We start from the raw sequence: 22,591 nt of genomic DNA on the forward strand, positions 1-22,591 counted from the left end.
AGGCTTGATCCACCCGACTTCGGCCGTTTGCGCGACGACAGACACCGCTCGGGGCGAAAAACGCTTGCCCAGCGAGCAAAATCAGGCGATCTTGAAGTCAAGCGGCAGGCCACTTGGGGAATGTCGGAAGACATCGGACAATCAGCGCCAAGGAGGAAACGAGAATGAAAGCGCTCGTCTATCAGGGACCCGGCAAGAAAGACTGGGTCGAAAAGGCAAAACCTGTCATTGAAAAACCCACCGACGTGATCGTGCGGGTGACCAAGACCACGATTTGCGGCACCGATCTTCATATCCTGAAGGGGGATGTGCCCGCGGTGACCGAAGGCCGGACGCTGGGCCATGAAGGCGTCGGCGTGGTGGAGGAAGTCGGCGGAGCCGTGCGCAACCTCAAGAAGGGCGACGCGGTTCTGATTTCGTGCGTCACCTCCTGCGGGACCTGCCCGAATTGCAAGCGCCAGCTTTACGCGCATTGCTCGGACGGGGGCTGGATCCTCGGCCATAAGATCGACGGCACCCAGGCGGAATATGTCCGCATCCCCTATGGCGACAATTCGCTTTATCCGATCCCGGAGGGCGCTGACGAAGAGGCGCTTGTGATGCTTTCGGACATCATGCCGACCGGGCTTGAGATCGGCGTCCAGGCCGGCCGGGTGAAGCCGGGCGACGCCATCGCCATTATCGGCGCCGGCCCGGTGGGCATGTCGGTGCTGCTGACCTCGCAGTTCTACTCGCCCGGCCGCATCATCATGATCGACATGGATCCGGCGCGGCTGGAGTTGGCGAAACAGTTCGGCGCCACTGATCTGGTCCAGGTCGGAACGGAAGACGCTGTTACGCGCGTTTTGGAGATCACCGGCGGAGCAGGCGTTGATGTCGCTATCGAGGCGGTCGGCATTCCGGCGACCTTCGATATCTGCCAGAAGATCGTTTCGGCAGGCGGCAACATCGCCAATGTCGGCGTTCACGGCAAACCCGTCCAGCTTCACATCGAAGAACTGTGGATCAAGAACATCAACATCTCCATGGGGCTGGTTTGCACCAACACCACGCCGATGCTGCTGAAGACCTTGGGATCCGGTAAGGTCAATCCAGGCAAGCTGGTGACCCATCGCTTCCCGCTGGATGAGATCCTGAACGCCTATGACGTCTTTGCGAATGCCGCACGCGAAAAGGCGATGAAGGTAATCCTCCAGGCCTGAGGCGCTATTTTCTTCAAATTTGTGGATGAACACCCCGTCTGGACGATCCGGCGGGGTGTTCTTGCATCAGGGACATTCGGGTTCAGTAGGCACATCGTTTCCTTTTTCCCGCTCCGCCGAAGCGACACGCACGTCGTCTAGCTTCTCGACAAGATCCTCGTCCTCGTCGCATATGCACCCTCCAGTAACTGTAGGGTCAAGGGCCATGGCTCTAAAAATCGGTGACCTCGCGAACGCGACCGGCACGAAGGTGCAGACGATTCGCTATTACGAAGAGATCGGATTGCTGCCTCCGCCCGCGCGAACCGAAGGCAACTTCCGAACCTATGACAAGGGGACCCTTCGCCGGTTGTCATTCATTCGCCGCTCGCGCGGCCTTGGGTTCAGCCTTGATCGGGTCCGGGAGCTACTTGGGTTAGCCGACCATCGCGATTGGTCATGTACCGCAGTCGAGACGATCGCCCGTGAGCACCGTAAGGCAATTGAGCGCAAGATCGCCGACCTATCAGCGCTTGATCACGAGTTGGCCCAAATCATTGAGAAATGCGGGATGAACACGCGCCGCGTCTGCCAGTGCCGCGCCTCGAAATCCTTCAGCACGATTTCCAGCTGGTCGCGCGCTTCCTCCGCCGACATGGCCAGCACTTCGCCGACCAGACGCTCGGTCCGGCTGGGTGGCGCGCCGTTGCCGCCGCCCCAGGCGATATGGAAAGGCCGCACGACGACGCGCGAAGGATCGGCATGAAGCCGCAGCCGGTGGTTGAAAAGATCCATCGCGCTACCGTCTCGCCACTCTACAAAAACGCTTGCCCCGCCCCCCGTCGCGCCATCGGCGCGATCAGGCGATGTGACGATCGGCTCCTGCCACGGATGAGGCGGATTGGCAAAGACTTGCGATGGCGCAATTGGCGAGTTGCAGCGCCAGGATCGATTCCGCGCCCTGGTTGCGGTTGAGCCCGGTGGGCATCAGCCCGTCGAAACACCCGCCGTCATGCGCGGTCGCCAGCGGCAGGTCGAGGTCGTTGAGCCCCAGGAACCACCCATAGGCGCGCTCGCCTTCCCGGATCCAGCGCGGGTCGCGCGTCGCTTCATAGGCGGAGGCGCAGGCCTCCACCGTCGCCTGCGCTTCCAGCGGCTGCTGATCGAACTGCAACGGTTCGGCATAGGGACGGCCGAAGCTTTCGCTGCCCACCGCGCGAAAACGCCCCTCGGGCGAGGTCTGCTTGGAAACAATCCAGTCCAGCGTCGCGACGCCGCAATCGATCAGGTCCTGACGGCCCAGCGCGCGCCCCGCCTCGATCAGCGCCTGCGGCACGCGGGCATTGTCATAGGCCAGGACGATCTCGAACCACTGCCATTCGGGCCGCCGCGCCTCTTCGAGCAGAGCGAGGTGCAGGTCGGGCATCTTCTCCAGGATCGCGCGCGCCAGCCGATGGCCCGGCCGCGCCTCCAGCATGGCGGCGGCCCCCAGCATCGCAAAGGCCTGCGCCCGCAGCGAGCCGAGGTCGAGCGCCAGCGAGGCAGTCGCGTCGAACCACATCTGCGCCCAGTCGCGATGCTTGGCCATCTGGGCGTCGCGCGCGGTCACGCCCAGCGCCCACAGGGTGCGGCCGTTGGAATCCTCCGACCCCACATCCTCGCACCAGCTCCGGTCGAACCGCATGAAGTTGCGATAGCGCCGCGCCTCGGGGTTCCACGCATATTGCAGGAACGAGGCATAGATGGTGGTCCATTTGTCGCGGGTCGCCGGATCGATGTCGGGCGCCTGCGTCATCAGGATCAACGCGCGGGCGTTATCGTCGATGCAATAGCCATGGCGGCGATCGGGCACCGAATAGATGGCGTGCTGCAACATGCCGGTCGAATCGCTCATCCGCTCGATGGCGGAAAGATCGGCGGCGAGCGGCTTGATCGCGGGGCTGTAGCTCGCCGAGAGCCGACGCGGGCGGGCGGTGATGGCTGCGCCGATCTGGTCCAGCGCGGCTTCGGCCAGGCGCGGCCAGATCATGGTGCGGCCACGGCTATAGGCTCGCTGCGACACACGCTGGCGCGCGGCGTCGTCGGTCAGCAGCCTGTCGATCTCTCGCGCAAAGGCGCCGACATCGCCGAACGGCACCAGCACGCCGTGCTCCTCGGCCAGTATCTCGGTGGCATGGACATAGGGGGTGGAGACCACCGCCTTGCCGACGCCCACCGCATAGGACAACGTGCCGCTCGTGATCTGCGCGGGGTTGGTATAGGGCGTGGCGTAGATATCCGCCGCCTGGAGATAGTCGAGCAGTTCGTCATGCTCGACAAACGCATCGACGAACGCGACATTGGCCGACACGCCCAGGGCCTCGGCCAGCGCCTTCAGCCGGTCGCGATAGACCTCGCCCTCATGCGCGATCAGGTTGGGATGGGTCGCGCCCAGCACCACATAGAGCAGTTCGGGGTGATGCGCGACGATGGCCGGCAGCGCCTCGATGATCGTCTCGATCCCCTTGTTCGGCGCGAGCAGGCCGAAGGTCAGCACGACCTTGCGCCCTTCCCAGCCGAAGCGCGGCTTGAGCGCCGCCGGATTCATCAGCTCGCGGTCGGGCACGCCGTGGGGGATCATCGCGGTCTGGCGCGGATCGGCGCCATAGACGCGCTGGAGGATGTCGCGGCCCTTGTCGGCCATGACGATGATGCGCGCGCAGCGGCGCAACAGGCCCTCCATCACCCGGCGCTCATCGGCCGACGGCTTTTCGAGGACCGTGTGCAGCGTCGCGATCACCGGCAGCGTAGTACGGTCGAGCAGCGCAAGCAGATGCTCGCCCGCCGCGCCGCCGTAAATGCCATATTCGTGCTGGACCCAGATAGCCTGCGCGCCGCTTGCCTCGATCCGGCGGGCCATGGCGATATAGGCGGCGCGCTCATCCTGCGGAATCGCGGCGGTGACGGCGGGCGGATAGGCGTAGCGCCCCGGATGATCGTCCATCGCATAGACATCGACCGCCACCTCGGGGAAACGGTCGCGCAATGCGGTGTAGACATCGGTGGTGAAGGTCGCGAGCCCACATTGCCGGGGCAGAAAATTTCCGATCAGCGCCAGTCGTTCGATCACGGGTCCGTTCGCTTCCGCCATGTCGCATGTCCTTGAAAACGCGGCGGTCGCGGCGATTCCGCCGCACACCACGCATTCATGGTCAACCCGCATTTGGCAGGAAGGTTGCAAGGTGTATTACATATTTGCTGCACCGCAAACGGATGCGGGAGCCATTGATCGCCGGAAATACCCGCGAGGCGCGGTCACCGCGCTGACATAAACGGGCGCAATAGTCCGGCCATGCTTCTCACCGGGCTACTCATCCCCACCTATCGCCAGATGCTCCAGACCCTGGACGGGTTGCTTGGCAAGGCGGAGGAGCACGGGTCGAAACAGACCCGAAACCTGCTCGACGCGCGACTGGACGACGACATGCTCCCGCTGTCGTCACAGATCCGGTTCGCCGTCTATCAGGCGCAAGACGCCGTGTTTCGTCTGCGCGACGAAGCCATACCCCAATGGCTGACGATGATCGCAGCCGAGGGTCACGAAGCCCGATCGGCGGCAGGGTCGTGGGATCAGGTCCGACGATATATCGCGGATGCCCAGTCCTTTCTCGCCACTCTACCCGGTGATGCACTCGATCCGGCGGCCAGCCGGCCCATCACGATCACCTTGCCGGACGGCATGACATTCGACCTGACTGGCGAACAATATGTTCGCGACTGGGCCTTGCCGCAATTCTATTTCCACGTCGTCACCGCCTATGCGATCCTCCGCCATCACGGCGTCCGTCTCGGAAAAGCGGATTATGTGCCCCACATGTTCGCCTATTTGCGCAAGGGGGACGCGCCGGCCGCCTGATGGGTGGCCCCGACGCCAGAGCGGCGACGCCCGATCCACCACTCACCCGCGTCCGCGATACCCCGCGACACCCTGATCGGGCAGCCACAGATCGGCCGGCGGGGCGGCGGACTGCCAGAAGACGTCGATCGGGATGCCGCCGCGCGGATACCAATAGCCGCCGATGCGCAGCCAGACCGGCTTCATTTCCTCGAACAAGCGCTCGCCGATGCCGACCGTGCAATCCTCGTGGAAACCGGCATGGTTGCGGAAGCTGCCGAGAAACAGCTTGAGCGACTTGGACTCGACGATCGTCTCGCCGGGCACATAGTCGATCACCAGATGCGCGAAGTCGGGCTGGCCGGTCACCGGGCAGAGCGAGGTGAATTCGGGCGCGGCGAACCGGACGAGATAGCAACGCCCCGGACGCGGATTGGGGACATAATCAAGCACCGCTTCTTCCGGCGAAGCGGGCAGCGAACTGGTCTGGCCGAGATGCTTCATGACCAGCCATGTAGGGCAGCCATGCCGGAATCGCCAATGCCGATCGCCGCAGCCCCTGACGGCGCCCTTCCCCCCAGGCAGAAGACGACCGCGCGGAACGGGGGCGAAGGCCATTCCGCCATCCTCGCCGCAAGGCCCGGGCGGGTTGCGACGGCCGCCCCAACGCGCCTAGGTACGCAATACTCGACCAAGGGGAGTCCCATGCCGCCACTCATCACCCCGGACGAACTCGCCGCGATCGCGGGCGACGCGGACGTCCGCATCCTCGATGTCACCTATTTCCTCGACGATCCCCGATGCGAAAGGGCGCTGGCCGGGTTCGAGGACGGGCATGTGCCCGGTGCGCGCTTCCTGTCGCTCGCCACCCTCGCCGATCCCAAAGCCGATCTGCCGATGACCTTGCCCGAGGCAGAGGCCTTTGCCCATGCGATGAGCGCGGTGGGCGTCGGCCATGCGGACCGGATCGTGCTGTACGATCGATCGCCGCTGCACAGTTCGGCGCGGGTCTGGTGGATGCTGCGCCTGTTCGGCGCACGCCATGTCGCCTTGCTCGACGGCGGACTCGAGGCCTGGTGCGCGGCGGGATATCCGGTTGCCACCGGCCCGGCGGGCGCGTGCGAGACGCCCGGCCTGTTCGTGGCCGATGCCGACCTGTCCCGCCTCCGCACGCTGCGCGAGATGCGTGGCCATGTCGTGGCGGGTGACGCGCAACTGGTCGACGCCCGCTCGCCCGGCCGTTTCGCCGGACGCGAGCCGGAACCACGGCCCGGCGTCGAACCCGGCCATATTCCCGGCGCGATCAACCTGCCCTATGGCATGATGTTCGAAAGCGACGGCCGCTGGAAATCACCGCAGGCGATCGCCGCCGCCTTTGCCGCCGCCGGGATCGATCCGACCCGCCCGATGATCGCCTCCTGCGGCTCGGGCGTCACCGCCTGCGTCCTCGCCTTCGGGGCGGAGCGGATCGACGGTGCCGGTACCGCCGCCATGCCGGTCTATGACGGCAGCTGGACCGAATGGGGCTCCGACCCCAGCACTCCCAAAGCGAAAGACGCATGACCATCATGAGCGACGACGACCAGCCGATCCGGGCCGCCACCCGTCTGGTCCAGGCGGGCCGTCGCGCCGAATGGACGCAAGGCGTGGTCAACGTCCCCGTCTGGCGCGGATCGACCGTGCTGTACGACGATGTCGCCCATATGCGCGCCACCGGCGCGGGCGACCTGCACGAAAAGCTGTTCTATGGGCGCAAGGGGCTGCCCACCCAATGGTCGCTGGCCGATGCGCTGACCGGCCTGGAACCGGGGGCGGAGGCGACCTTCCTCTACCCCTCGGGCGTGGCGGCGATCGCGGCGGCCCTGTTGTCGGTGCTGTCGCCCGGCGACGAGCTGCTGCTGGTCGACAGCGCCTATGACCCGACGCGCGGGCTCGCCACCGGGCTGCTCGCGCGGATGGGGATCACGACGCGATTCTACGACCCGCTGGTGGGGGCCGGCATCGCCGCGCTGATCGGTCCGGCGACCCGGGCGATCTTTCTCGAAAGCCCCGGCTCGCTCAGCTTCGAGGTGCAGGACGTTCCCGCCATCACCGCCGCCGCCAGGGCACGGGGCGTGACCACCATCCTCGACAATACCTGGGCGACGCCGCTCTTCTTCCCGGCGATCGAAAAGGGCGTCGACCTGACCGTGCTGGCCTGCACCAAATATGTCGTCGGCCATTCCGACGCGATGCTGGGATCGGTCACCGCCGCGCCGTCGCACTGGGCGGCGCTTCGCGATACCAGTTTTCAGCTTGGGCAGGTCGCCAGCCCCGACGACGCCTATCTGGGCAGCCGGGGGCTGCGCACCATGGGCGTGCGGCTGGCGCACCACCAGAAGAGCGCGCTGGCCATTGCGACATGGCTGTCCGAACAGCCGGGCGTGGCGCAGGTCCTGCACCCGGCCCTTCCTTCCTGCCCGGGGCATGACCTCTTCGTCCGCGACTTCCTGGGGTCGAGCGGGCTGTTCGCCTTCGTGCTCGACGGCGGCACCGACGCCGCGCGCACCGCGATGATCGACGGGCTGCGCCATTTCGGCCTGGGGTTCAGCTGGGGCGGCTATGAAAGCCTTGCCATCCCGGCCGACCCGCATCGCTATCGCAGCGTCACCCGGCGCGATTTCGCCGGGCCGCTGATCCGCCTGCAGATCGGGCTGGAGGACACCGACGACCTGATCGCCGATCTCGACCAGGGGCTGGCCCGCTTCCGGGCGGCGCGGGGATGACCCTGATCGAATGGCTCCAGGCGAGCGGCGTCGAGCTGCCCGGCCGGAGCGAGGCGATCGAAGCGGGGGTCGCCACCGCGCTGACGCTGGCGATGCTGGCGCTGGGCGTGGTGGCGGGGCGCCGGATCGGGCCGCGCATCGCCGCGCTGGTGCAGCGTTTCGCCATCGCGCGGGGCGATGCGCTGCAAGCGCGGATCTGCGCCATCACCCAGCATCTGGCCGCCGCCCTGTTGTTGATGACGCTGGCCGCGCTCTGGCCCTGGGGTAGGTTGGCGGGCGTGCCGATCGGGCTGGCGCTGGGCACGTCGGTGGCGCGCGCGGGGTTCCAGTTGCTGCGCGGGCTGGGCCTGCCGCGCTGGCTGGCCCGGATCTTCGCCATCGTCTGTTTCATCGCGCTGTTCAGCCGCGAGATCGGCGGGCTGGAGCCGGTAACGCGACTTGCGGATCAGATCGGCTTCACCGTCGGATCGCGGCGCTTCTCGGTGATGCTGCTGGTCACGATGCTGGTCACGGTGGTTGCCATCCTCGCCGTCACGCGGGTGGCGACGCGCATCACCGAGCAATGGATCGGCCATGCCCGCGGGCTGGACCCGACCCAGAAGCTGCTGGCGCAAAAACTCGCCAGCATCGGCATCGTCGTCATCGCCTTCTTCTTCGCCACCGACCTGCTTGAGATCGACCTGACGAGCCTGGCGCTGTTTTCCGGCGGGTTCGGCCTGGCGATCGGGTTCGGGTTGCAGAAGACGATCGGCAACCTGATCGCGGGCATCATCCTGCTGATGGACCGTTCGATCAAGCCGGGCGACGTGATCGCGCTGCAAAGCGAGATCGGCTGGGTCAACAAGATCGGCGTGCGGGCGGTGTCCATCATCACCCGCGACGGCAAGGAGCATCTGATTCCCAACGAGAATCTGATGACTCAAGAGGTCGAGAACTGGTCCTATTCCGATCGCAACGTGCGCGTGCGCATCCCCGTGTCGATCGCCTATGACAATGACCTGCGCCTTGCCCAGGAACTGATGCTGCGCGCCGCCAATGAATCGCCGCGCGTCCTGAAAAGCCCGAAGCCCAGCGTCTGGCTGATGAGCTTTGGCGATTACGCGTTGCAGCATGAGATACTGGCTTGGATCAGCGACCCTGAAAGCGGGGTCGGCAATGTCCGGTCGGACGTGCTGAACCGCCTATGGTGGCTGTTCAAGGAGCATGGCGTCGGCCTGCCCTATCCCCAGCGCGACATCCATATCCGCTCGCTGCCCATGGGCGCGCGCCACGAGAATCTGGCGACATCCCCTGTGCCCGATACGCAACATCGTGACAGCCAAAATCCACAATAGCTTAGATTACGCTTGTGCGGCGCACCATGCGCTGTCAGTTTCATACGCCTTGCGACGGAAGATGGTCCGCCGGGTTCGACCCGACACAATAGAGGCCGCATCGCCGCGAGGTTGCAGGTGAGAACATCGACTTTCTCGGTTTGGAAGGGAAACGATGCGCTTCTCCACAATTCTACTCGGTGGCCTCTCGCTGGTCGCCGCCACCCCGGCCTTTGCACAGGACAGCGGTTCGGAAACCGCCCCGCCCTCGCCGATCACGATCAGCGGCAGCGCGGCGATCCTGACCGATTATCGCCTGCGCGGCGTGTCTCAGACCAACAAGAACGCCGCCATCCAGGGCGCGCTGACCATCAGCCACGAAAGCGGCTTCTATATCGGCACCTTCGCGTCCAACCTGGCGGGATGGGGCACGTTCGGCGGCGCGAACATGGAACTGGACGGAATCGCCGGCTTCAAACACAGTTATGGCAATGCGACCGCCGATGTCGGCGTCACCTGGTACACCTATCCGGGCGGGGCATCGAAATCGGACGTGGTCGAACTGTTCGGCCGCCTGTCGGGCACGGCGGGCCCCGCCAACCTGACCGCCGGGGTCTATTATGCGCCCAAGCAGACCTCGCTCGGCAATTACTCCAACACATCCTATAGCCGGGGTCAGCGCTGGGACAATCTCTACCTGACCGGCGACGGCACGGTCGGCATCCCCAACACCCCGATCACCGCCAAGGCGCATATCGGCTATTCCAAGGGCAATCCGGGCCTGGGCCCCAACGGCACCAGCCTGTCGCCGACCGGGAAATACTGGGACTGGTCGCTGGGCGCGGACGTCGCGGCGTACAAGAACATCACGCTGGGCGTCGCCTATATCGACACCGACATCACGGCGGCGAAGTCGGCCTATATCCAGCCCAATTTCTCGAAGGGGCAGGTGCCCGGCGGCGACTCGATCGCGGGCGCGACGGTGGTCTTCTCGCTGACCGCCGCCTTTTGATGGCCTCCTCGTGATACCGGCCTGAACGGGAGGCGAAGGGCGGTCCCGGTCGCGGGGCCGCCTTTTCGCTGCAGGATGACATCGATGCCTATGGCAACTGTCACATTGGCCCCATACGCTCCCACTCCTGCCCCGGCCTGTGTCCGGGACCAGGGGAGCGCCTGCCACATGTTCCAGCCGTTACGCCCGACCGCCCTGACCATCGCCCTGCTGGCGACCCTCACGCCCCTGTCACCGACCCCGCCGGTCGCCGCCACCGTGCCACCGCCGCCGGGCGGACGCTGGCTGATCGGCTGGACGCCGGGCGAGGTCCGGTGCGAAGGCGCGGCGGTCACGGCACAGGCGATCCGCCGCCCGTGGAATTACCTCGGCTGGGGCCCGACCAACACGCGCAGCGGACTCACGCTGCGCTTCGCGATCGATAGCGAAGGCCGCGCGATCTCGATCACGCGCCAGGACACCACCTATGCCGCGTTCAGCGACGATGTGGCGCCCGCCCTTGCCGCCAGCCGATTCGCCGCAGGGGCGCCGCATCAGGACTGCACCGTCACCTATGCCATCCGCGAATCCGCCCTGACAGAGGCCGATCCGGTCGAACTCATGTCCTACACGATGCATCCGTTGTCCGGTGTCCTGCCCAGGGCGGGATGGGATCGGTTGCGCCCGGCGGAAAGCAATTGCCTCGACACACCCTATCCCCAGCCGCTGATCCGGCACTTCCCCGATTTCAAGGCGATCGCGGCGACGCCCGGCGTGCAGGACTGGTCGATGGTCCGCTATGACCTAGACCGGCATGGCAAGCCGACCGGCGCGGCAATCCTGACCGGCACGGGCAACGCCGCGCTCGACCAGGCGTCGCTGTCCGCCGTCCGCGCCTCGCGCTTTACCAAGGGTGCGCGGACCGGTTGCCTTTATCCCTATCACCGCGCCCCCGGCAAACTGCCCGCGCCGGCCATGCCCGAGATGATCCGCGACACGAAGGTCGAGGGCAATTGCCCCGACCATCACCCATGGGCGACCACGCCGCAGCTGCGCTTTCCCGAAGCCTATCGCCGCCGCTCGATCGAGGGCTGGGCGGTCGTCAGCTATGACGTCGCGCCCTGGGGCGAACTGGGCAATCTGAAGGTCATCGCCGCACAGCCGTCGAGCGATTTCGGGCAGCAGGCGATCAGTGTCCTGCGCAGCGCGCGTTTCCCGGCGGGCGGGCAAGGCTATACGGGCTGCGTCGACCGTGTCCGCTTCAACATGGGGCCCGCGACCATGCCGCACGGCGATGGCGATGGCGCACCGCCGCCGATCTATTGAGGGCGAAGGGGGAAACGGACTGGCTGGCCGAGGATGACGCGCCAATCGTCCGACAGGCCGGGACGACGCCGTCCATCTCGAACCGCATGAAGAAGGGGCCGGAGCGCATCGTGCGCCCCGGCCCCTTCATTCTCGAAACGTCGATCGGATCAGCGCGTGCCGGCGGCGGCGCGCGCATCCTGCCCGTCGCCTTCGGGCGCGGCGACGATGTCACGGGTGGTCGCGCCCTTGTCGACCACGTTCGTCGCAGGGTCGCCGACCGAGGACCGGATGCCCGGCTCGGCGCTGTCGCCGCCCGCATTCTGCACCAGGCCATATTCGGCCTGGCTGCGCGCCGCCTGACCGCCGAACAGCGCGTCAAGCGTCTGCTGCTGGCCGCCACGGCTCTGGGTCGGCGCGGCGCCCGGCTGCGGCGGGATCAGCGCGAAATCGGGCGGGATGATCAGCGAGGGCTGCCGCGCGACGGCGAATTCGTCGGGGCGCGCCCGGTCCAGGCCACGACCGGCCCCACATCCCGTCAGCAACGCGGCGCAGGACAGACCTGCGATGACGGGCACCAACTTACGCATTGCTCTTCTCCACGGGAGCGGGCCGGTCGCGCACGAGAAGCGCGCGGGCCAGCAAAACCAGAACGCCTATCGTAATCGCTGCATCGGCGACATTGAAGACCAAAAAGGGACGCCACTCGCCGAAGTGCAGATCGGCGAAGTCGACGACATAACCCAATCGCACCCGATCGAGAATATTGCCCAGCGCCCCGCCCAGCACGCAGCCCAGCGCGGCCTGGTCGACCGGATTGCGCTCGCGCGTCATCCAGAAGCCGACCGCCAGCGCGATCGCCCCGGTCATCGCGACCAGCGCCCAGCGCGAGGCGCTGCTGTCGGCGGTCAGCAGCCCCAGCGAGATGCCGTAATTGGGCACGAAGCGCAGGTTGAAGATGCCCACGACCTCACGCACATCGCCCAGCGCGCGCAGCCCCAGCGGCCCGGTGATCGCCCATTTGACGAGCTGATCGACGACGAAAAGGATCGCGGCGGTAGCCAGCCCCCGGCGCGGCAGCTTAGCCATGGGCGACCACCCCGGCGCAACGCCCGCACAATTCGCCATCCGCCGCCACATCGGGCAGGTGCCGCCAGCAGCGGCCGCATTTGTGATGGTCGGTGCGTGTGACCGTGACCTGATCGGCGATCCGCACCTCGGCGACGATGAACGCCTCGGCCAGCGCGTGCGGCTCCAGTGGCAGCGACGGCACCGTCACCTCGGCCTCGTTGGACGAGCGCACGGTCTTTTCCCGGCGCAGCGGCTCGATCGCCTCGGTCACCTGCGCGCGCAAGGACCGGATCTCGGTCCAGCGCGCCATCAGCGTCTCGTCCTCGCCCAATTGCGGCAGGACCGGCCATTCGAGCAGATGGACCGAGCCATCCTCCGATGGATAGCGCGCCTGCCACACTTCCTCGGCGGTGAAGCACAGGATCGGCGCGGCATAGCGGACCAGCGCGTGGAACAGGATGTCGAGCACGGTGCGATAGCTGCGCCGCTTCGGATCGGTCGCCGCGTCGCAATAGAGCGAGTCCTTGCGGATATCGAAGAAGAAGGCCGACAGGTCTTCGTTCGCGAAATCGGTCAGCGCGCGTAAGTAGCGGTTGAACTCATAGGCCTCGGTCGCACGGCGCAACTCGGTGTCGAGCTGGGTCAGGCGGGCGAGGACGTAGAGTTCCAGCTCGGGCATCACGTCATAGGAGATGCGCTCCTCTTCGGTGAACCCGTCGAGCGCGCCGAGCAGATAGCGGAAGGTGTTGCGCAGCTTGCGATAGCTGTCCGAGGCGGTGGCGAGCACCTCCTTGCCGATCCGCACATCCTCGAAATAATCGGTCGAGGCGGTCCAGATGCGCAGGATGTCGGCACCCGATTCGCCGATGATCTTGAGCGGATCGACGACATTGCCCAGCGACTTGGACATCTTGCGCCCCTGCCCGTCGAGCGCGAAGCCGTGGGTCAGCACCGCGTCGTATGGCGCGCGACCACGCGTGCCGCACGCCTCCAGCAGCGACGACTGGAACCAGCCGCGATGCTGGTCCGACCCTTCGAGATAGAGGTTGGCGCGCGTGCCTTCGCCATACCGCGCCTCGATCACGAAGGCATGGGTCGAACCGGAGTCGAACCACACGTCGAGGATGTCGTTGACCGGCTCGTAATCGGCGAGGTCATAGTCGCTGCCCAGAAGCACCTGATGATCGGCGGTGAACCACGCATCCGCCCCGCCCTCGCGGAAGGCAGCGACGATGCGGGCATTGACCGCCTTGTCGTTCAGATATTCGCCGGTCTGGCGATGCACATAGAGCGCGATCGGCACGCCCCAGGCGCGCTGGCGGCTGATGACCCAGTCGGGCCGCCCCTCGACCATCGAACGGATGCGGTTGCGGCTGCGCTCGGGCACCCAGCGGGTCCGCTCGATCGCGTCGAGCGCGGTCTGGCGCAGCGTCGCGCCATTGCCCAGCGGCAAGGTCAGCAGCGGCGTCACGCCCGCGATCGGGTCGATGCCCGCCATCGCCAGCGCCGGGTCCAGCGTCGCGTCGGCGCGATCCATCGGGATGAACCATTGCGGCGTCGCGCGGAAGATCACCTTCGCCTTGGACCGCCAGCTATGCGGATAGCTGTGCTGGAAATCGTCCGACGCCGCCAGCAGCGCACCGACCGCGCGCAGGTCCGAACAGATCGGCCCCTCGGCCGAGACGAACTTCTTGTTGATGACACTGCCCTGGCCACCCAGCCAAGCCCAGTCGGGGCGATAGCTGCCGTCCCCCTGCACCGCGAAGACCGGGTCGAGGCCGTTCGCCTTGCACAGCAGGAAGTCGTCCTCGCCATGATCGGGTGCCATATGGACAAGGCCGGTCCCGGCCTCGGTCGTGACGAAGTCGCCGGCCAGGAAGGGGCGCGGACGGGCGAAGAAGCCGCCCAGCGCATGCATCGGATGCTTCGCCGTCGCCCCCTCCAGCACCGGCCCCTTCACCAGACCGATGAGATGCTCCATCGCGATGCCGGTCCGCTTTGTGAAGGCGGCCAGCAGCGCCTCCGCCACGAGGTAGCGACGCCCCGCGCTTTCGAAATGCAGATAGTCGATGGCCTCGCCATAGCTCAGCGCCTGGTTGACCGGGATCGTCCAGGGGGTCGTCGTCCAGATGACCGCCAGCGCACCGACCAGATCGGGATAGTCGGGGCAGGACGCGACCTCGAACCCGACATCGATCTGGGTGGAGACGACATCCTCATATTCGACCTCGGCCTCGGCCAGCGCGGTCTTTTCGACCGGCGACCACATGACCGGCTTGGCCCCGCGATAGAGCTGGCCCGATTCGGCGAACTTGAGCAGCTCGCCCGCGATCACCGCCTCGGCGTCATAGGTCATGGTCAGATAGGGGTTGGCCCAGTCGCCCATCACGCCCAGCCGCTCGAACTGCGCCTTCTGCGTGCCGACCCAGGTGTCGGCATAGGCGCGGCACTCGGCGCGGAACTGCGCGACGGGCACCTCGTCCTTGTTCAGCTTCCTGGCGCGATACGCCTCCTCCACCTTCCACTCGATGGGCAGGCCGTGACAGTCCCACCCGGGGACATAGGGCGCATCCTTGCCCAGCAAGGTCTGCGACCGGACGATGATGTCCTTCAGCACCTTGTTGAGCGCATGGCCCATGTGAATGTCGCCATTCGCATAGGGCGGGCCGTCGTGCAGGATGAACCGCTCGCGCCCCGCTCGTTCACGACGCAGGCGGTCGTACAGCCCCATCCGGGCCCAGCGATCCAGAATCGCCGGTTCCTTGGCGGCAAGCCCCGCCTTCATGGGGAAATCGGTCTTCGGCAGGAAGACGGTGTCGCGATAATCGGGCGCGTCGGTCATAGGGGACACGCCCTTAACGACTTTGGGTTAATACGTCATGCCGGTTTGTGCGTCGACAAGATGTCCCGCGCGCGGGCGCAATCCGCATCCATCTGCGCGACCAGCGCGTCGAGCGAATCGAACTTCGCCTCAGGCCGCAGATACTCGATCAGTTCGACCGCCAAGGGCTGACCGTACAGATTGCCGCTGAAGTCGAAAAAATGGGGTTCCAGCAGTTCCTTGGGCGGATCGAAACTGGGCCGAACGCCCAGATTCGCCGCGCCGTCCAGCACCCGCCCGTCCGCCAGCCGCCCCCGCACGGCATAGATGCCATATGCAGGACGCAGATATTCGCCCATGTCGAGATTGGCGGTGGGATAGCCGATGGTACGGCCCAGCTTGTCGCCATGCTGGACCACGCCTTCGATCGCATAGGGCCGGGTCAGCAGCCGCGTCGCCGCGTGCATGTCGCCCGCGACCAGCTTTGCGCGGATGCGACTCGAGGACACGGTTTCTCCGCCCAGCTGGACCGGCGCGACCGCCTCGGTCGAAAAGCCCAGCGTCCGTCCCCGGTCTCGCAGCCGATCGACATTGCCGCCACGCCCGCGCCCGAAGGTGAAATCCTCGCCCGTCACGACGCCGCCGATGCGCAACCCGGCCAGCAGGCGCTCCTGGACAAAGGCGTCCGCGCTCAACCCGGCGAGGACCTCGTCAAAGCCGAACACCACCATGGCATCGACGCCCGCCGCCGCGAACAGCCGCTCGCGCTGGTCGAGCGTGGTCAGGCGGAAGGGCGCGGCATCGGGCTTGAAATGGCGGATGGGATGCGGGTCGAAGGTCGCGACCAGCACCGGGCGCCCCTCGGACCGGGCACGCGCCACGGCGGCTCCGACCACCGCCTGGTGGCCGAGATGAAATCCGTCGAAATTGCCCAGCGCGACAATGCCGCCCGCCAGATGCGGCGGAACCGGCGCGCCGCCATCGAGACGCTGCATGGCGCGCGTATAGCAGGACCGACCGATATGGCTAGGCGCGCGACACCACGCGATTGCCCAGCCCGGCGCTGGCGATGGCGCGCAGCGCCTCGGCCCGCTGATAGACCGCGTCCATTGGTTCGCCGACCCCCGCCGCCAGCCCGGCCGACAGGGTGACCGCGCCGATCGGTTCGCCCGACCCGCGCAGCCGCAGCGTGCGCGCCAGCATCGCCGCGCGCGCCTGTTCCATCATGGCTGCCGCCTGCGACAGCGGACGACCGCGCAGGATGACGAGGAAGATGTTGGGCTGCCACCGCACGATATCGCCTTCGTCGCACGACTGGCGCAGGGTCGAGACAAAAGCCCGCAGCACATTGTCCGCGACCGAACGGCCATAGCGATCCTCAATGCCGTCGAGATCGTCGAGCCCGCACGTCGCCACCACATAGCCATGCGGGGCGGTGGGCAGTTCGGCGATCAGGCCCTCCGCCCCCAGCGGGCTCATCACGCCGGTCAGCGAGTCGATCCCCGCATCGCCCCCCGCATCGCCCGGTCGCTGATCGATGCGCGAGCGCAACGCGGCGATATTGCCCGACAGTTCGGCCAGGTCGCTTTCGGTCTTGGCAATCCGCGCGATCAGTTGTTCGAGCAGCGCGGCGATGGCCCGGCTGTCGGGCGCGGCCTCGGCCTGACCATGATGCGCCTGCGACAGGGCGGCCATGTCGCTGGAAAAGTCACTCGTGATCTGACGTGCGTCGGAGGTCAGCGATTCCAGCTTTTCGGCCTGGACATCCAGGTCACGCTCCAGCGCGCCCCGCCCCTCGCCCTCCTGCTCGCGGACCAGCGGGCACAGCGCCTTCACATCCTCCTCGGTCAGACGGATGCCGCCATCGGTGCGGCGGGCCACCTCGCGCCCCAGCGGACTGTCGGGATGCAATATGGCCTGGAGCGCCAGCCGATAGCTGGTGGTCGAGCGCGCCAGCCGGTGATCGTCCAGGAAATTCAGCGCCTCGCGATCCGCATCGAAACCGTCGGGGTCGACCGGCGCCGCACGCCCGTGGCTTCCCCAGTCCATGATCATTCGCAAACGCTCAACCACGATATCGCCGCGCCCCTTTCACGTTCTGCGATGTGACGTCGAATGTCATCGGACAGATTATAGTAGGACTTTAAGGAATCTGGATCACTCTTTCCGAAGAATCGTCCTTAATGGCGGTTAACCAAATCTGGTCCGATGCCAAATCCGCCGGGCGACGCAGCGAGACAAAGGCATAAGCCGGCCTTCCATCGACGGAAGGACAATCCTGACGCTGTATTTCCTCCCAGCCGTCAAAGGAGGGAACGATCGCATCCCCATCCGGCGCGAGATCGACTTCGGTCAATTCGATGCGATCGGCACGGGACAGGAACAGCGCGAAGACCTCGGCCCCGCCGATCACCGCAACGGGATTCTCCCCCACGCCTGCCAGCGCCAGCGCGGCGTCGACATCATGCGCCACCTCGGCCCCCGGCGCCGACCAGTGCGGGTCGCGGGTCAGCACGATGTGACGCCGCCCCGGCAGGGGCGCGGGGAAGCTCTCGAAGGTCTTGCGGCCCATGATCATCGGCTGTCCCATGGTCAGCGCCTTGAACCGCTTGAGATCGGCGGGCAGGTGCCAGGGGAGTTGGCCATCGCGGCCGATCACCCCGTTGCGCGCACGGGCGAGGATCAGCGTGATCATACCGCGACGGCGGCCTTGATATGCGGTTGCGCGACATAATCGTGCAGCACGAAATCCTCCGGCGCATAGCCGTCGATCGCATCCGGGCGGCGCAGGATCTCAAGCCGCGGCAGCGCACCCGGCGCACGCGCAAGCTGCGTCCGTGCCTGGTCCAGATGGTTCAGGTACAGGTGGCAGTCGCCGCCCGTCCAGATGAACTCGCCCACCTCCAGATCGCATTGCTGCGCCAGCATATGGGTCAACAGCGCATAGGATGCGATGTTGAACGGCACCCCCAGGAAGATGTCCGCCGACCGCTGATAGAGTTGCAGCGACAGGCGGCCATTGGCGACATGCGTCTGGAACAGGCAATGACAGGGGGCCAGCGCCATCGCGTGCAGGTCGCCGGGGTTCCAGGCCGACACGATCTGGCGACGCGAGGCGGGCTGGGTGCGGATCTGCCCCACCAGTTCGGCGATCTGGTCGACATGCCGTCCGTCGGCGGTCGCCCAGTCGCGCCACTGCTTGCCATAGACGGGGCCCAGATCGCCCGCTTCATCCGCCCATTCGTCCCAGATACTGACCTTGCGCTCCTGCAGCCAGCGGACATTGGTGTCGCCACGCAGGAACCAGAGCAGTTCGACGATGATCGAACGCAGATGCAGCTTCTTGGTGGTCAGCACGGGAAAGCCCCGTGCCAGGTCGAACCGCATCTGATGGCCGAAGACCGACAGCGTGCCCGTGCCGGTGCGGTCCATCTGCTGCACACCCTGGGTCAGCACCCGGTCCATGAGGTCGAGATATTGGCGCATCGCAACGGCGTAGCGCCGCGCGGGGCGCGCGCCAAGCCATCGGATCGAGAGCGGCGGCAACATCGGCTGCATCGCCGCTTCGCGCGCGGCAGGACGGGATGTGTCCTGCTTGCCCCGCCCTGTCCTTCGGATCGGCACCCGCCAGGATGCGCTGCGCCTGTTCGCGCCGCTCGACCGGAGCGCGGTGGAGGCGGTCGGCATCGCCTATCTGGGTCCGGATCGGAGCCTGTTGGGCTTGCGCCATGCCATGGGCCGGGCCGACTCGGCCGCCGTCCCGGTCACGCGGATCGTACGGGACGCACTGGCGCTGTCGGCCCGAAGCCTGCTGATCGCGCACAACCATCCCGATGGCGATCCCCGCCCCAGCGCCGCCGATCTGGCGCTGACCCGGCGCCTGGCGCAGGGGCTGGCGATGCTGGACATGGTGGTGCTCGACCATCTGATCCTCGCGCCCGGCGGGACGGTGAGCCTGCGGGACATGGGGATGATGTAGGGCCGGGCCATCGCCTTTGACGGCAGGATTGCAGCCGTCGCATACCCCTCAGAAGCTGAAGCGCACCCGCCCGACAATCCGGTCGCCCGAGTGGCCGGCATCGGCCAGCGGAAAGGCGGAGGCGGCCCGCTCCGATACATCGGTGCCGACATAATCCAGCCCCAGCGTCACCGGCCCGGTGATACGCTCCACGCCGAGCCGCCAGTCGGTATAGGCGCCGCCGGGCCGCAACCGCGCCGCGCGGAACGGGTCGTCGGTCTTGCCCGAGCTATGCCCCACGCCCGCGAGCAACGTCCAGGGCGTGGCGGGCAACCCGGCCCGCGCGCCCGCGTGAAGATAGAGATTGTCGCCACCGATCGCGCTTTGCGACGGGGCGTAATCGGCCCCCGCATCGACCTGCACCGGGCCGAGCGTATAGGCCGCCGAGCCGCCCAGTTCGAAATAATCCGCGTTGAAGCCCGCGCCGCCGAACAGATGCCCGGTCACCCGGCCCCGGACCGATACCGGGCCGATAAAGGTGCCGGCCCCCAGGGTGAGGTCGCCGACCACGCCCGCGCCGCCATGCCGGTCCGATTCGCGCAGGCCGACCACCCGGCCGCTTGCCTCCAGCGCACCCCTCGTGACGAAGATGTCGGCGGAGGGCGATACCTTGCCCTCGCTCCAGCTCAGGCCGCGACGATTCTCATCGCTGTTTACTTCCACGCCGATCGCCGGGCGCTCCTGCGCGGCGATCGGCTGGGTCAGCATCATGGGTGCGAACAGGGCCATGGCCCGGCCCGCCATTCGGTGGTTCAAAATCATCCGCTCCGTGTCTCGGCGTGAAGGCGGTCCATCTCGGCCCGCAGGATCGCGTGATCTTCCTGCGCCACGGCCTGAAGATGATCGCGGACCGCGTCATGCCGCCGCGCCACCTCCTGCGCAATGGCGGAGCGATTGGTGCTGCACCAGCCGGGACGGCTGCCCTCGATCACGCCGTCGCGCGCCGCGCTGCGGGTCAGCATCGCACCCGCCGCCTGCGCTTGGCGATGCACGGTCACATTGGCGCTCCACAGGCAACGCAGGGTCGAGGGGCGGCCCCCCGTGGTGACCGCGCCAACCTGTTTGTGGGTCACGCCGACATCGGCGCGATAATGGACCGCGACCGGCCCCGAATGGTGATCCATCTGCGTGCGATGCTCGATCGCCCCGTCGCCGGACGCGATCATCGCCCCGACGAGCAGCCCGGCCATCCCGATCATGTTCATCATCATCTCCTTGCGCTGGCCCCGGCTTATCCTGGCCGGCAAGCCGTTCGGCACCGATCGCGGCCGATATCGAACCAATGCATGAGGCCCGGCGGGGGTTGCAAGCGGCGCGGAGACTTATCTGGGCCGCATGCGGCAGGGGCGGATCCCCGAGGGTTCGGGGCGCGGACCGGTCGCGCGGAAGGTGGCCAGATAGCCCCCGGCCGAGGGCATCGGCTGAACCGAAACCTGGGTGAAGCCGACCGCCTCGAACTCGCATTTCAACAGCGCGGGCGGCGTGCCATGCGCCCGGGTCGGCCGTTCGGCATCGACGACGACGACCAGGCCATCGGGCTTCAGCGCGGGAAAGAGCCGCCAGAGAAACTCATAGGGCTGGTCGATCTCATGATACATATGGACCATGAGGACCCGGTCGAAGCTGCGCGGCGGCAATTTGGGGTCGGCGGGCTCGCCCAGCCGGACGCTGACATTCTCCAGCCGTTCGCGCGCGACACGCTCGGCCAGCCGGTCGCGCCATGCCGCGACGATATCCTCGGCGAGCACGCGGCCTTCGATCCCGACACGCTGGGCCAGACGGACGGTGTAATAGCCCTCGCCCGCGCCGATATCGGCGACGGTCATGCCGGGACGGATATCCGCCCGGTCCATCACCTTGTCCGCCTCGCGCAGGCGATCGCGCGCGTCCTCGCTCGACCAGCGCGCGGATACCACGTCCGCCACCGGCCGATCGGGCGTCGGAAACGGACCCGGCTTGTCGCCCTCATCCTGCCGGATCAGCGGCTTGGAACCGTCGCAGCCCGCCAGCGCGCCCCCCAGCGCGATGGCGATCCCCGCCGCCAGGATGATGGCCGTCCCCCGCCCGCGCATCTTAGTCGACATCCTCCACCGCGACCGCCTCGCCGGTCACGCGCTGCGACAGCGCCGCCGCCATGAAGGCATCGAGATCGCCGTCCAGCACATCGCCGGGCGCGGTCGAGGTCACACCGGTGCGCAGATCCTTCACCAACTGATAGGGCTGGAGGACATAGGAGCGGATCTGGTGGCCCCAGCCGATATCGGTCTTGCTCGCATTCTGCGCATTGGCCGCGGCTTCGCGCTCGGCCAGTTCGCGCTCGTACAGGCGGGCGCGAAGCTGGTTATACGCCTCGGCCTTGTTCTTGTGCTGCGACCGCTGGTTCTGGCACTGCACCACGATCCCGGTCGGCAGGTGGGTGATGCGCACCGCCGAGTCGGTGGTGTTGATGTGCTGCCCACCCGCGCCCGACGCGCGGTAGGTGTCGATGCGCAGCTCGCTCTCGTTGATCTCGACCTCGATATTGTCGTCGATCACCGGATAGACCCACACCGACGAAAAGCTGGTGTGCCGCCGCGCCGACGAATCATAGGGGCTGATGCGCACCAGACGATGCACGCCCGATTCGGTCTTGGCATAGCCATAGGCATTCTCGCCCTTGACCAGCAGCGTGGCCGACTTGATCCCCGCCTGTTCGCCCGCATGATAATCGACCAGTTCGACCTTCATGCCATGCCGCTCGGCCCAGCGCGTATACATGCGCTGGAGCATCTCGGCCCAGTCCTGGCTCTCGGTGCCGCCCGCGCCCGCGTTGATTTCCAGATAGGTGTCGTTGGCGTCCGCCTCCCCGGCCAGCAGCGCCTTGACCTTGTCGGCCTCGGCACGCCTGGCGAGTTCGCCCAGGCTGGTGACGGCTTCCTTCTCCAGTTCCTCGTCACCTTCCAGCTCGGCCAGTTCGATCAGTTCGACCGTGCCCGACAGCTCGCTCTCGATCGCGCGCGTGGCGGTGATCGCCTCGTCCAGGCGGCGCCGCTCGCGCATCACCTCCTGCGCCTGCTTGGGATCGTTCCACAGCGCCTGGTCCTCGACGCGCGCGTTCAGCTCGTCCAGGCGGCGCAGCGCGCGGTCCCAGTCGAGGAAGCGGCGCAGCAGCGCCAGGGCGTCATTGATGGTGTCGACATGAGCCTGCGCTTCGGCGCGCATGTGTGTTCTCCGAATCGGTCATCCGCCCCGCCATCTCCGGCGGGGAAAGAC

20 protein-coding genes and 3 pseudogenes are annotated in these 22,591 nt (G+C 66.8%); 9 read left to right on the top strand and 14 right to left on the bottom strand.

Annotated features, from left to right (window positions below; all coding sequences use genetic code 11):
* Positions 1-164 precede the first annotated feature (164 nt).
* The gene (locus RN629_RS10055; RefSeq protein ID WP_113731489.1) at positions 165-1,202 is read left to right on the top strand and encodes a zinc-dependent alcohol dehydrogenase family protein; all 1,038 of its coding nucleotides are present in this window, start codon (positions 165-167) and stop codon (positions 1,200-1,202) included.
* Positions 1,203-1,407: 205 nt separating this feature from the next.
* Positions 1,408-1,674, top strand: a pseudogene (locus RN629_RS10060) (MerR family transcriptional regulator); the annotation flags it as partial.
* 59 nt (positions 1,675-1,733) lie between these two features.
* Here the strand turns inward: RN629_RS10060 and RN629_RS10065 are convergent.
* Positions 1,734-1,976, bottom strand: a pseudogene (locus RN629_RS10065) (glycosidase); the annotation flags it as partial.
* Between the two features lie 64 nt (positions 1,977-2,040).
* Positions 2,041-4,311 (bottom strand): glycosyltransferase family 4 protein, encoded by a 2,271-nt coding sequence (locus RN629_RS10070; protein WP_407035115.1) that lies wholly within the window; start codon positions 4,309-4,311, stop codon positions 2,041-2,043.
* Positions 4,312-4,512: 201 nt separating this feature from the next.
* Here RN629_RS10070 and RN629_RS10075 point away from each other — a divergent pair, with 201 nt between their 5' ends.
* On the top strand, positions 4,513-5,076 hold the full coding sequence (locus RN629_RS10075) for a DUF1993 domain-containing protein (protein WP_407035116.1): 564 nt from the start codon (positions 4,513-4,515) through the stop codon (positions 5,074-5,076).
* A 42-nt stretch (positions 5,077-5,118) separates the two neighbouring features.
* On the opposite strand, the gene queF is transcribed toward RN629_RS10075, so the two are convergent.
* On the bottom strand, positions 5,119-5,559 hold the full coding sequence (gene queF, locus RN629_RS10080; RefSeq protein WP_407035117.1) for a preQ(1) synthase: 441 nt from the start codon (positions 5,557-5,559) through the stop codon (positions 5,119-5,121).
* Between the two features lie 201 nt (positions 5,560-5,760).
* Between queF and RN629_RS10085 the strand changes: the two genes are divergently transcribed.
* From RN629_RS10085 to RN629_RS10105, 5 genes are all read left to right on the top strand, one after another.
* On the top strand, positions 5,761-6,618 hold the full coding sequence (locus RN629_RS10085) for a sulfurtransferase (protein WP_407035118.1): 858 nt from the start codon (positions 5,761-5,763) through the stop codon (positions 6,616-6,618).
* A gap of 5 nt (positions 6,619-6,623) precedes the next feature.
* Positions 6,624-7,820 (top strand): cystathionine beta-lyase, encoded by a 1,197-nt coding sequence (gene metC, locus RN629_RS10090; RefSeq protein ID WP_407035187.1) that lies wholly within the window; start codon positions 6,624-6,626, stop codon positions 7,818-7,820.
* Positions 7,817-9,154, top strand: coding sequence for a mechanosensitive ion channel family protein (locus RN629_RS10095; RefSeq protein WP_407035119.1), 1,338 nt, complete (start codon positions 7,817-7,819; stop codon positions 9,152-9,154). The genes metC and RN629_RS10095 overlap by 4 nt, the downstream gene beginning before the upstream one ends.
* 154 nt (positions 9,155-9,308) lie before the next feature.
* Positions 9,309-10,145: a TorF family putative porin gene (locus tag RN629_RS10100; RefSeq protein ID WP_407035120.1), complete on the top strand. Its 837-nt coding sequence runs from the start codon at positions 9,309-9,311 to the stop codon at positions 10,143-10,145.
* A 168-nt stretch (positions 10,146-10,313) separates the two neighbouring features.
* The gene (locus tag RN629_RS10105; protein ID WP_407035121.1) at positions 10,314-11,450 is read left to right on the top strand and encodes a TonB family protein; all 1,137 of its coding nucleotides are present in this window, start codon (positions 10,314-10,316) and stop codon (positions 11,448-11,450) included.
* Positions 11,451-11,599: 149 nt separating this feature from the next.
* On the opposite strand, the gene RN629_RS10110 is transcribed toward RN629_RS10105, so the two are convergent.
* From RN629_RS10110 to RN629_RS10140, 7 genes and pseudogenes are all read right to left on the bottom strand, one after another.
* Complete coding sequence (locus tag RN629_RS10110) at positions 11,600-12,019, bottom strand: DUF3035 domain-containing protein (RefSeq protein ID WP_407035122.1); 420 nt, start codon at positions 12,017-12,019, stop codon at positions 11,600-11,602.
* Positions 12,012-12,518, bottom strand: coding sequence for a signal peptidase II (gene lspA, locus RN629_RS10115; RefSeq protein ID WP_407035123.1), 507 nt, complete (start codon positions 12,516-12,518; stop codon positions 12,012-12,014). Before lspA ends, RN629_RS10110 begins: the two co-directional genes overlap by 8 nt.
* Positions 12,511-15,342, bottom strand: a complete 2,832-nt coding sequence (gene ileS / locus RN629_RS10120) for an isoleucine--tRNA ligase (RefSeq protein ID WP_407035124.1) — start codon at positions 15,340-15,342, stop codon at positions 12,511-12,513. Before ileS ends, lspA begins: the two co-directional genes overlap by 8 nt.
* Positions 15,343-15,377: 35 nt before the next feature.
* Positions 15,378-16,316 (bottom strand): bifunctional riboflavin kinase/FAD synthetase, encoded by a 939-nt coding sequence (locus tag RN629_RS10125; RefSeq protein WP_407035125.1) that lies wholly within the window; start codon positions 16,314-16,316, stop codon positions 15,378-15,380.
* A gap of 31 nt (positions 16,317-16,347) precedes the next feature.
* Positions 16,348-17,370 carry a GGDEF domain-containing protein gene (locus RN629_RS10130; protein WP_407035126.1) on the bottom strand — a complete coding sequence of 341 codons (1,023 nt, stop codon included), beginning with the start codon at positions 17,368-17,370 and terminating at the stop codon, positions 16,348-16,350.
* Between the two features lie 175 nt (positions 17,371-17,545).
* Positions 17,546-18,016, bottom strand: a pseudogene (locus RN629_RS10135) (dihydrofolate reductase); the annotation flags it as partial.
* A complete protein-coding gene (locus tag RN629_RS10140; RefSeq protein ID WP_407035188.1) occupies positions 18,013-18,807 on the bottom strand; it encodes a thymidylate synthase in 795 nt (264 codons plus the stop codon). The gene RN629_RS10140 and the pseudogene RN629_RS10135, both read right to left, overlap by 4 nt.
* A gap of 109 nt (positions 18,808-18,916) precedes the next feature.
* On the opposite strand from RN629_RS10140, the gene RN629_RS10145 reads away from it, so the two are divergent.
* Positions 18,917-19,300 (top strand): JAB domain-containing protein, encoded by a 384-nt coding sequence (locus RN629_RS10145; RefSeq protein WP_407035127.1) that lies wholly within the window; start codon positions 18,917-18,919, stop codon positions 19,298-19,300.
* 48 nt (positions 19,301-19,348) lie between these two features.
* Here RN629_RS10145 and RN629_RS10150 read toward each other — a convergent pair whose 3' ends face one another.
* The 4 genes from RN629_RS10150 to prfB form a co-directional block, all read right to left on the bottom strand.
* Positions 19,349-20,068 carry a TorF family putative porin gene (locus RN629_RS10150; RefSeq protein WP_407035128.1) on the bottom strand — a complete coding sequence of 240 codons (720 nt, stop codon included), beginning with the start codon at positions 20,066-20,068 and terminating at the stop codon, positions 19,349-19,351.
* Between the two features lie 29 nt (positions 20,069-20,097).
* Positions 20,098-20,544 (bottom strand): hypothetical protein, encoded by a 447-nt coding sequence (locus tag RN629_RS10155; RefSeq protein WP_407035129.1) that lies wholly within the window; start codon positions 20,542-20,544, stop codon positions 20,098-20,100.
* A gap of 117 nt (positions 20,545-20,661) precedes the next feature.
* Complete coding sequence (locus RN629_RS10160) at positions 20,662-21,423, bottom strand: class I SAM-dependent methyltransferase (RefSeq protein ID WP_407035130.1); 762 nt, start codon at positions 21,421-21,423, stop codon at positions 20,662-20,664.
* Complete coding sequence (gene prfB, locus RN629_RS10165) at positions 21,413-22,540, bottom strand: peptide chain release factor 2 (protein WP_407035131.1); 1,128 nt, start codon at positions 22,538-22,540, stop codon at positions 21,413-21,415. Before prfB ends, RN629_RS10160 begins: the two co-directional genes overlap by 11 nt.
* Between the last annotated feature and the right edge of the window lie 51 nt (positions 22,541-22,591).

Source organism: Facivitalis istanbulensis (assembly GCF_040560405.1).
Classification (GTDB): Bacteria; Pseudomonadota; Alphaproteobacteria; order Sphingomonadales; family Sphingomonadaceae; genus Sphingomonas; species Sphingomonas istanbulensis.